9 protein-coding genes are annotated in these 10,367 nt (G+C 65.9%); all 9 read left to right on the top strand.

Annotation, left to right across the window (positions count from 1 at the left end; translation table 11 throughout):
* The coding region (gene murG / locus ABEL04_RS04850; protein WP_375801260.1) for an undecaprenyldiphospho-muramoylpentapeptide beta-N-acetylglucosaminyltransferase at positions 1-1,185 on the top strand (1,185 nt) is incomplete at its 5' end.
* Positions 1,186-1,237: 52 nt separating this feature from the next.
* Positions 1,238-2,659: a UDP-N-acetylmuramate--L-alanine ligase gene (gene murC, locus ABEL04_RS04845; protein WP_375801259.1), complete on the top strand. Its 1,422-nt coding sequence runs from the start codon at positions 1,238-1,240 to the stop codon at positions 2,657-2,659.
* A gap of 100 nt (positions 2,660-2,759) precedes the next feature.
* Positions 2,760-3,542 (top strand): cell division protein FtsQ/DivIB, encoded by a 783-nt coding sequence (locus tag ABEL04_RS04840; RefSeq protein WP_375801258.1) that lies wholly within the window; start codon positions 2,760-2,762, stop codon positions 3,540-3,542.
* A 120-nt stretch (positions 3,543-3,662) separates the two neighbouring features.
* Positions 3,663-4,922, top strand: coding sequence for a cell division protein FtsA (gene ftsA, locus ABEL04_RS04835; RefSeq protein WP_375801257.1), 1,260 nt, complete (start codon positions 3,663-3,665; stop codon positions 4,920-4,922).
* A gap of 228 nt (positions 4,923-5,150) precedes the next feature.
* Positions 5,151-6,452 carry a cell division protein FtsZ gene (gene ftsZ, locus ABEL04_RS04830; RefSeq protein ID WP_375801256.1) on the top strand — a complete coding sequence of 434 codons (1,302 nt, stop codon included), beginning with the start codon at positions 5,151-5,153 and terminating at the stop codon, positions 6,450-6,452.
* Between the two features lie 448 nt (positions 6,453-6,900).
* Positions 6,901-7,245 carry a hypothetical protein gene (locus ABEL04_RS04825; protein WP_375801255.1) on the top strand — a complete coding sequence of 115 codons (345 nt, stop codon included), beginning with the start codon at positions 6,901-6,903 and terminating at the stop codon, positions 7,243-7,245.
* Between the two features lie 67 nt (positions 7,246-7,312).
* Positions 7,313-7,978 carry a class I SAM-dependent methyltransferase gene (locus ABEL04_RS04820; RefSeq protein ID WP_375801254.1) on the top strand — a complete coding sequence of 222 codons (666 nt, stop codon included), beginning with the start codon at positions 7,313-7,315 and terminating at the stop codon, positions 7,976-7,978.
* A gap of 503 nt (positions 7,979-8,481) precedes the next feature.
* Entirely contained in the window at positions 8,482-9,357 is an 876-nt protein-coding gene (locus ABEL04_RS04815) for a DUF58 domain-containing protein (RefSeq protein ID WP_375801253.1), read from the top strand.
* Positions 9,358-9,522: 165 nt separating this feature from the next.
* Positions 9,523-10,367 (top strand): hypothetical protein (locus ABEL04_RS04810; RefSeq protein WP_375801252.1); only part of this gene is annotated, 845 nt, incomplete at its 3' end.

Here is a 10,367-nt window from a genome sequence, read left to right as displayed (position 1 = left end):
CAAACGCTACATCTTTTTGCGCGGGTTCTGCTGCTCATGAATGCACGCACGCCCCACATTCTGATGGTTGGCGGAGGCACCGGGGGACACGTGTACCCGGCCATCGCCATTGCCGACGCCATACGGGCGCTCCGCCCGGAGGCCCGGATCGTGTTCGCGGGCACGCAGGATCGGCTCGAAGCGCGAGCGGTTCCGGAAGCAGGCTACGCCCTCCACCCCGTCTCCGCGCAGGGCATCCAGCGGCGGGCCACGATGTCGAATCTCATGGTGCCGGTTCGAGCGATGCAGGGACTCATGCAGAGCTGGCGCCTGGTAGGGGCCATCAAGCCTGACGTGGCCGTGGGCACGGGCGGCTACGTGGCCGGGCCTGTGCTGTCGGCGGCGTGGCTTCGCGGACGACCGCTCCTGGTTCAGGAGCAAAATGCCTACCCCGGACTTACGAACCGGCTGCTGTCGTACCTCGCCGAGCGGGTCCACCTTGCCTTTCCCGAGGCGAAGGAGTGGGTGCCGACCGACCGGGCGGTCGTGAGCGGGAATCCTACGCGCGCGTCCCTGCGTGGGGTAGATCCGGACGAGGCACGGGCCGCGTTCGACCTCCCCCCCGACGGCCGCGTGCTGCTGGTGATGGGCGGATCGATGGGAAGTGCTGCGATCAACGGAGCGGTGGAGCACAGTCTGGAGGCGCTCCTGGGTGAGGGGGACGGGCACGTGGTGTGGCAGACCGGGGAGCGCTACTACAAAACCCTCGCCGAGCAGATTGAGGAGCATCCCCGGCTCCGGCTCGTCGAGTACATCGACCGGATGGACTACGCCTACGCCGCCGCCGATCTTGCCGTGTGCCGGGCTGGCGCTCTCACCTGCAGTGAGCTGTTGGCGACGGGAACCCCCGCCGTGCTCGTGCCCTCGCCGAATGTGGTGGCCGACCATCAGACGAAGAACGCCGAGAGCCTGGAACAGGCTGGGGCCGCCATGCTGCTCCCCGAGTCCGAACTCGAGGAACGGCTCGTTGATGTCGTCCACGACCTCATTCACGACCCCGACACGCTCGACCAGATGACCGACGCCGCGCGGCAGCGGGCCCGTCCGGAGGCCGCGACGACCATTGCCCGCGACGTGCTCCGTCTGGCCGATCACTACTGGAAGACCGGTCCGCCGGCCGACGAGACGTCCCCGGAGGCCCCGTGACGGCCGGCCGACCAGACAACACTGAGATGACCAATTTCGCGTTCTGGAAGTCATGACTGAGCGACGCACACAACCGGCCCTGGGCCGCATCCGCCAGGTCCACATGGTGGGCATTGGCGGGATCGGCATGAGCTCCATCGCCGAGGTGCTCCTTAACCGCGGCTACACCGTGACCGGCTCGGACCTGGAGACCGGCGAGGTGACCGAGCGGCTCGCGGCGGAGGGGGCCACCATCTACGAGGGCCACGCCGCCGAGCAGGTGGGCGAGGCCGACGTGGTGGTCTACTCCAGCGCCATCGACCCCGAGGAGAACCCGGAAACACTGGAGGCCGAGCGCCGCCGCATCTCCCTCATTCCGCGGGCCGAGATGCTGGGTGAGCTCATTCGGATGAAATTCGGGGTTGGGGTGGCCGGGACCCACGGCAAGACGACTACGACCTCGATGGCGGGACTTGTGGTGGCCGAGGGCGGCTTCGACCCCACCGTCATTGTGGGGGGGAAGGTAACGGCCTTCGGATCGAATGCGATCACGGGGGAGGGGGATATTATCGTGATCGAGGCGGACGAGTACGACCGTACGTTCCTGCGCCTCACCCCATCGCTGGCCGTCATCACGAGCATCGAAGAGGACCACCTCGACGTCTACGAGGACCTGGACGACATCAAGACTGCCTTTACGCAATACGCCAACAGCGTCCCGTTCTTCGGGGCGGCCATCCTCTGCCTCGACGATCCGAACGTGCAGGCCATCGTCGGCGACGTGGAGCGCCGGGTTATCACGTACGGCACGACGCGCCAGGCCGAGGTGCGGGCCGAGAACATTCAGCGCGACCGGATGAGAACGCAATTCGACGTGACGCTGCGTGGAGAGCGGCTCGGCACCCTTGAGCTCCAGGTGCCCGGCATGCACAACGTGCGCAATGCGCTCGCCGCCGTGGCGGTGGGGCAGGAGCTCGAAATCGATTTCGACGAGGTGCGCCGGGGACTGGCAACCTTTACGGGCGTGCGTCGCCGCTTCGAAAAGAAGGCAGACCTCCGCGGCATCACGGTGCTCGACGACTACGCCCATCACCCAACCGAAATCCGGGCGACCCTTGACGCGGCCCACCAGGGCTTTCCGGACCGGCGGGTCGTCGCCGTCTTTCAGCCGCACCTGTACTCCCGCACCCAGAACTTCATGGACGAGTTCGCCCGCTCTTTCTTCAACGCCGACGTGCTCGTGCTGACCGACGTGTATGGGGCGCGCGAAGAACCGATCGAGGGCGTCACCGGCGAACGCCTGGCCGAGCGAGCCGAGCAGTTCGGGCACCGTGCCGTGCGGTGCGTGCCCGACAAGACGAACCTCCCGGATCATCTCCTGGAGGTCACCGAGACCGGGGACGTGGTCCTCATGCTGGGGGCGGGCGACATCTGGCGGTACAGCCAAACCTTCGTCAACCTACTCGAAGAGAAGGAGTCGGAAATGGCCGAATAGCGCGCATCGCGCATGTCGCTTCCTGGTCAGGCGCGAGCTCGTTACGCCACGCGGTCCGCAACATACCTGACGATCTACACAGCGGTTTGAACCTGCACTCATGAGTATTGAGCCGCACACATTTGGACGTTGGGCGCTCCGCCTTGCGGGCCTTGGGGCCCTCGTGGGCGGTGTGATTGCCCTCGGCCTACTGGGCTGGCGGTGGCGGACGAGCGCTACGGTGGAGCACGTCGCCGTAAGGGGGGCGACGCACGCCCCGCCCGACACTGTGCGCCGTCTCGCCCGGGTCGACACCGGAGACACAATCAGCGAGATCAATCGGGTGCTCGTGGCCGATCGGGTCGAGCGGCACCCGTGGGTCAAGCGGGCCGAGGTGACGGCACAGTGGCTGCGCCGCACCCTCACCATCGTGGTAACCGAGCGCACGCCCGCGGCCCTTGCGGTCGACCCCCAGGGACGTCCTGCTTACTACCTCGACCGCGCAGGGTACGCCATGCCTCTCCCCGACAGCGCGGGGTACGACGTGCCGCTCGTACGTGGCCTCGACGCCCGCTACCATCCGATTCGCCGGATCGCCCCCCCGTCGCTGCGGCGGACGCTCGGTGTCCTCACCAGCGAGAAGTCCTTTGACCTCGTGGCCGAGATCGTTATGCAGCCCGACAGCACAGTGCGGCTCGTAACCGCACCCACGAGGCATCACGGGTCGATTCCAGTGCGCCTCGGCTCCGGACACGTGCCCAGAAAAATCCAGACGCTCCAGGCCTTCGCCCGGCAAGTGCTCGCAACCCGGTCTGAGACCTCCATTCAGTACATCGACCTTCGCTTTGAAGACCAAGTCGTTGCCCGAAAACAGCCACCCGGACGAAAAACCTCTGCGCCTTAACTCTCGATCCTAACCACTCCTCCACAGTGCCCCACGCGGTGTGACCCGCAGGACGTGATGTGCAAAGAGATGTGCTGACGGTCGCACGTCCTTATCCCGAATTCAACCCCTCTACCAGCCATGAATGACGATATCGTTGTAGGAGTCGACATCGGCACGACCAAGGTGTGTGCCGTCGTCGCCGGCAAGGACGAGCTCGATCGTGTCAACGTCCTCGGGGTGGGCATGGCCCCGTCCGACGGCCTCAACCGGGGGGTCGTCGTCAACATCGACCGGACCGTTTCGGCCATCCGGGAGGCCATCGAGGAGGCCGAGCGCGCCGCCGGGGTGGAAGTGCAGGAGGTCATCGTCGGCATCGCCGGGGACCACGTGCAGAGCTTTCAGACCCGCGGCGTCGTGACGATCCGCTCGGAGGAGATTACGCAGAACGACGTGCAGCGTCTTCTCGAGGACACGATGCACGTGGCCCTCCCTGCCGACCGCGAGATCCTCCACGTCATTCCCCAGGAGTTTATCGTGGACGGACAGGACGGCGTGGCCGACCCTGTGGGCATGAGCGGGGTGCGCCTGGAGGGGGACGTGCACATCATCACCGGGCTCGTCTCCGCCGCCAAGAACATTTATCGGTGCATCGAAAAATCGGGCTTTGCCGTGTCGGATCTCGTGCTCGAACCGCTCGCTTCCTCCTTCAGCGTCCTGCACGAGGACGAGAAGGAGGTGGGCGTGGCCCTCATTGACGTGGGGGGAGGCACCGCCGACATCGCCGTGTTCGAGGACAACACCATCCGCCACACGGCCGTCATCGCGGTGGCTGGCGACAAGGTGACCGACGACATCCGTAAGGGGCTCGGCGTGATGCGCGACCAGGCCGAGCAGCTGAAACGCCAGTTCGGCATGACGCTCGCCGGCCGCGCCGACCCGGACGAGCAGATCGAAATTCCGGGCATCGGGGGCCGGCAAGAGAAAACCATTGGCCGCGACGCGCTCGCCCAGATCATTCAGCCCCGGATGGAGGAAATCCTGGAGATTGCGGGCATGGAGATCAAGCGCAGTGGCTACGGCCGGCACCTGGGCGTGGGCTGCGTGCTGACCGGCGGTGGGGCACTGATTCCCGGCACCGACGAGCTGGCCGCCGACGTGCTCGGCATGGAAGCACGCATTGGGCGCCCGATGGGTCTGAGCGGGGGGCTCGTAGAGGAGGTCAGCGACCCAAAGTTTTCCACCGGCGTCGGGCTCGCGCTGTACGGCATGCGGCCCGAGATCATCGGCGGCATGACCCTCTCCGAGGAGGCGCGTGCCTCCCGAAACGGCACCGCGCAGGGCGAGACGCTCATGACCCGCATCGCAAACCGCATGAAATCCTGGTTCGACGAGCTGTAGGCGTTAGCGCGCCGGAACGTTGAACAGTAGGCATTTCGACGGCCACTCCTGTCCTAATCCCCCCGAACCGTCCAACACTCAACGCTCCCACATTCAACCTTCGACCTTTCACCGACACCTCACACTTCAACGACGGACCGGTGAGCACGCGTCTGAAGCCGCTCACTTCAGGCCCCCCGGACCGTCCACTCTCACGTTCAAAACCACAGACACACTGGAGGGACCCCCATGGACCAAGACTTTAGCTCAAAATTTTCGTTTGACGACTCCGCAAGCAAAGAGGCTGAAATCTGCGTCGTCGGCGTCGGCGGCGGAGGAGGCAACGCCATCAACAACATGCTGGAGAAAGGCATCCGCGGCAACGTGGAGTTCATCGCCATAAACACTGACTCACAGGCCCTGAGTGAGAACCAGGCGCCCCAGAAGATTCAGGCCGGCCGCAATCTGACGAGCGGTCTGGGAGCGGGCGCTCAACCAGGCGTCGGGGCCGAGGCTGTCGAGGAGAGCAGTGAGGAGATTAAACAGGCCCTCGACGGCTACGACATGGCCTTCATCACGGCCGGCATGGGCGGGGGCACCGGTACTGGTGGGGCCCCCGTGGTGGCGGCGCTCGCCCGCAGCCTCGACATTTTGACCGTAGCCATCGTGACCAAGCCCTTCGAGTGCGAGGGGAAGCGGCGCATGGAGACGGCCCTCGAAGGCATCGAGCTGCTCCGAGACAACGTCGATACTCTCATCGTCATCCCCAACGAGCGCCTCCTCGACATTGCCGACGAAGACACGAGTCTCATCGAGGCGTTCGAGAAAGCCGACGAGGTGCTCTACAACGCCACCCGTGGCATCAGCGACCTCATTACGGTCCACGGCCTCATCAATCTCGACTTCGCCGACGTGAAGACGACCATGGAGGACGGGGGCACGGCGCTCATGGGCGCGGCTACGGCCACCGGCGAAAACCGGGCCGAGAAAGCCGCCATCCAGGCCATCAGCAGCCCCCTCCTCGACGGCCTCTCTATTGCTGGGGCTACCAACGTACTCGTGAACATCACCAGTGGCCCGTCGCTTGGCATCCGCGAGGCCACCCAGGCCACGAGCGTCATCCAGAAGGAGGCTGGCGAGGACGTGGAGGTCATCTTCGGCACCGTCATCGACGAGGACCTCGAAGACAAGCTCCGTGTGACTGTCATCGCGACCGGCTTCGACCGAGACGAGGACGCCTCGGAGGACGACGGGGACGCGCGCCGCACCATCCCGCTCGACGAACAGGCAGACTCCCCACCCCGCTACAAAGGGGCCGACAATCTGCGCCAGCTCGACGAACCGGCCTACGAACGCCGCAGTGCATCCCTCCGCCCGCAGGAGGACGAGCAAGACGGGGAGGACAGGAGCGAGGACGCCTCGGACGAATCTGACGTTCGCCGCCTGGAGGCCGACGACCTCGACGAGCGTAGGGATCGCGACGAGCGCTCCCGGTCCGACGACGAGGATGACAACGACACGCCAGCGTTCCTCCGGAAAATGATGGACTAGGAACGGTGTCGAATCACGAGCTTCGAATGGCGAACAATGGGAAAGAGAGCCTCCTGACTCGCAGCTTTGGAACTGTGTCATTAAGTGGGCCCTCCAGCCCCACCACAGGTGCCCTTGACAGCTATGGGGGACGACCTGGCCGCGGCGTCTGAGCAGCGTCGCGGCGCTGTGGTATTGCGCAGGTGGCCCGGGAACGTCCGGTCGCCCCTGCCTCTCGCGCGAGAGCCACGCCCGGCCCTGTGCCGGCGCGTGGCTTTTCGTGTCTGGGCAGCGAGGCCGGGCTCCGGCGCTGCCGGGCAATGACGGGGACGATGGCGGGCATGCATCGTTCGATGCAGTCCATGATGGGCGCTCCCTCCGGAAATGGACGGGAAGCCGAATCGTCAGATCGGCGAGGTCGGATAGATGGGGACATGGTGGACGGCGGGGCGCCCCAATGCATGAGCGAATGTGTGCGGTGCACGCGGAGATGGGGCAGATGATGGAGGGCATGATTCCGGACGAGATGCAAAGCCTCTGCCGGACGACACGCGAGTCGAGGCGGGCGGCGATGCGCGGCGACCCTCCTGACGAATTCAATGCGGCGCCGGTCGACGATCCGTCGCGCGACGAGAAAACGAGCCGATGGCTGCAGGGGGCTCGCGGCTTCGAGGGCTTCATGGACCGGACAGGTCGGGACGAGGTCGAACGAGGGCCCGTGCTGGACGTCTGCCTGCCGTTGCCTTGCGAGGCAGGCCTCGAGGTCGTAGAGCCACGTAGATCGGCGTTCGGGGACTCTACGCCGTCGCCCTAGCCCGGTCAACCGACGAGGAGTCGTCCGAGAAATCGTTTGTCCACACTCAACCCCCTCGAACCGTCCGATGAGTTGTTGTGCGCACTGCGAAGACGCCGGCGACCTGTTCAACCGCGAGAAGGCCCAAAACGAGCTTCGGAAGTACCGCACGAGCGGACCTCCGAACAAATCAACGCGCCTCCTCATCGATGCCCTCAAGACCCTCGACCTCCAGGGCCGGACGCTGCTGGACATAGGCGGCGGGGTGGGCATGATTCCCCTCGAGCTGCTGGGGGCGGGCGTATCCGCGTCGACCCTTGTGGAGGCATCGCCCGCCTACCTGGATGTGGCCGAGCAGGAAGCGCGACGGCGAGGATTTGAAAACCGGACTGCCTACGAGTACGGCGATTTTGTCGAGCGGGCCCCCGACCTCCCTGAGGCCGACATCGTGACGCTCGACCGGGTCTTCTGCTGCTACCCCCACCTGGAGGAGCTGGTCGAGGCCTCCACGTCGAAGACGGCGCGATGGTACGGGGTTACGTATCCGAAGGAACGATGGTACAACCAGGTGATTGGCGGACTGGCCGGCGTGTACTGCTGGGTCCGCGACATGGACTTCCGGATGTACATTCACACCGGGGTGGAAGAGGTGATTCGGGCAAACGGATTTGTGCCCTTTTACCAGGTCAACACGATCCTCTGGCGGGTGGAACTTTATGAGCGGGAGGACGGTGCTGCGGACGACGCTGGATAGAGGTCGGGGTGATCAGTCCAGGTTGAGGGCGATTTGGGCGTTGCCGGTGGGGACGGAAGCGCAACGCGCCTTCTCCCACCCCTCGCCGCCGTTGGCGGAGCGGAACGACGCCGCGCTGCTCGTTCTTGCCGAAGGCGTGGCCGGGCACGGAGACGAATACACGGCTGGAGCTCCCCGAATGCGCCTCGATGTCGCTGGTTTGCCCGACGTTCGGACGGAGCATGCGAAGCGGCGTTGTGCAGGGTCAGGATCGAAGCTGTAGGCACGGGGGCACGCTGCCCCAGATTGCTCCCTAGCGTCTCGAACGATCAGGTTCGTCTGGGCCGAGTGCCTGGGCACGGATGATCCGCACGAAAACAGACGACCTCATTTCCCCCAGCCCCGGCCTGTGCGCGTGCCGGGAGGATCAAAATGCGCACCCCTGAGTTTCGGTCGTCGTTACGAAGAGGCGGGGAGGAGGAAGGTGCTCTGCTGTGCAATGACCGCGTTGCTCCGGTTCCCCCATGATCCCCGACGAGCTGTTCGAGAAGATTCACCGCCTGGAGGTCCGCACCCGAGGTGTGGTCGAGAACGTATTTGGGGGGGAGTACCAGTCGGCCTTCAAGGGGCGTGGCATTGAGTTCGCCGAAGTACGTCCCTATCAGGTGGGCGACGACGTACGCAACATCGACTGGAGCGTCTCGGCCCGAATGGACGAGACCTACGTTAAGGTCTACGAGGAGGAGCGGGAGCAGCCCGTGATGCTCTGCGTCGACGTGTCCGGGTCCGAGAACTTTGGGTCGCAGGGAAAGCTTAAGCGGGAGGTCGCCGCCGAGATTTGCGCGGTCATTGCCTTCAGCGCCGTCCAGAACAACGACACCGTTGGCCTCCTACTGTTCTCGGACGAGGTCGAGCGGTTTATCCGCCCCGCGAAGGGACGCCGGCACGTGCTGCGGTGCATCCGGGAGCTCTTCACCGCGGAGCCCGCGTCGACGGGAACCGATGTCGGCGGGGCAGTCCGGCGGGTCCTCCGCATCCTGCGACGGCAGTCCATCCTGGTGCTCGTGAGCGACTTCTTCGATGACGGGTACGCGCCGATGCTACGCGCGGCGAGCCAGCGGCACGACACCGTTGGAGTGGAACTGCGAGACCCCCGTGAGGAGGAACTCCCCCCCGTGGGACTGGTTGATCTGACCGACGCCGAGACGGGCGAGACCGTCACGCTCGATGCCCGCGACCCGGCGGCCCGAGAGGCGTTCGCGGCGGCGGTGGAGGCCCGCCGCGAGCAAACGACCGACCTGCTTCGGCGGGCCGGCGTAGACCACGTCGTCGTTCGCACCGACGCCGATTACATCGAGCCCCTCATCACGTTTTTCCGGCGGCGCGCCCAACGGGGATAGGGCAGGGGGCCGCCGCAAACCGAACTGGGAGGCATGAACGGACCGACCAATCGCCGAATGGGTGCCGCTCCGTCTGCTAGACCGGAGACCCGGCCCCCCCGGACCGGAGCGCGCCCTCGGCGAAGGAAGGCCCCAGACCTCCTGTCGACCGGGGGGCACTGGTGGATGCTCCTGCTCATTGGACTGCTTCTCGTGCCAACGGGGGGCGCGCGGGCACAGTCTGCCCCCCGCATCGAGGCTCACGTCTCGGCCGACAGCGTGAAGATCGGCGAGCGGTTCACTGTTACGCTCGTCGCGGAGCACGCCGTGGGCACGACCGTCGTCTTTCCGGACTCGGGATCTGGATCGGTACTCTTCGGCGACCTCGACGTCATTCGTCGGGGCCCCGTTCGAGGACGGCCGACCGCGGAGGGGCGGCAGATCGACAGCGTGGCCTACGAGGTCGCAACGTTTGCACTCGATTCGGCGCGCGTTCCGGTCCTTCCGGTCCGCGCGGTCGACGGGCAGGACACGACAGTCGTAGGCACCGCCCCACGCGTGGTGCCGGTTGTATCCGTCGTGCCCCCCGATGCGAAGAGCCTGCGCACCCCCGCCGCGCTTGCCTCCTTCCCGCGCCCCATTTGGGTGTGGATTGCGCTCGGCCTCGGCGTCGCAGCGCTTCTGGGGGGCGTCGCCTACGGGTGGCGGCGCTGGCACGAAGACGCCGTGCCCGCGCCGCCGGCCGAGGAGGAGCAGGATCCCTACGAGGCCGCCTCGGCACGGCTCCAACGCCTTGAGCGCCGCAACCCGAACGATCGTGAGACGTGCAAGGCCTTCTACGTTGACCTCACCGAAGGCCTTCGGAGATACCTCACACGACGGATGGGGATGAGAGCCCTTGAGTGCACTACGCCCGAGGTCGTCGAGGCCCTGCATCGCCGGCCCGAGGTGCCGGAGACGGCCACCCGGCGCCTCCAGACCGTGCTGGAGCAGGCTGATCTCGTAAAGTTTGCCGACGCGCAGCCCGGGCC

The organism is Salinibacter sp., from assembly GCF_042218895.1.
Classification (GTDB): Bacteria; Bacteroidota; Rhodothermia; order Rhodothermales; family Salinibacteraceae; genus Salinibacter.
This window is presented reverse-complemented; position numbering and strand designations above follow the sequence as displayed.

Bases quoted from the DNA above. Each gene is read 5' to 3' on its own strand.
- murC (WP_375801259.1), top strand. From the start codon at position 1,238: ATGACTGAGCGACGCACACAACCGGCCCTGGGCCGCATCCGCCAGGTC.
- ABEL04_RS04840 (WP_375801258.1), top strand. From the start codon at position 2,760: ATGAGTATTGAGCCGCACACATTTGGACGTTGGGCGCTCCGCCTTGCG.
- ftsA (WP_375801257.1), top strand. From the start codon at position 3,663: ATGAATGACGATATCGTTGTAGGAGTCGACATCGGCACGACCAAGGTG.
- ftsZ (WP_375801256.1), top strand. From the start codon at position 5,151: ATGGACCAAGACTTTAGCTCAAAATTTTCGTTTGACGACTCCGCAAGC.
- ABEL04_RS04825 (WP_375801255.1), top strand. From the start codon at position 6,901: ATGTGTGCGGTGCACGCGGAGATGGGGCAGATGATGGAGGGCATGATT.
- ABEL04_RS04820 (WP_375801254.1), top strand. From the start codon at position 7,313: ATGAGTTGTTGTGCGCACTGCGAAGACGCCGGCGACCTGTTCAACCGC.
- ABEL04_RS04815 (WP_375801253.1), top strand. From the start codon at position 8,482: ATGATCCCCGACGAGCTGTTCGAGAAGATTCACCGCCTGGAGGTCCGC.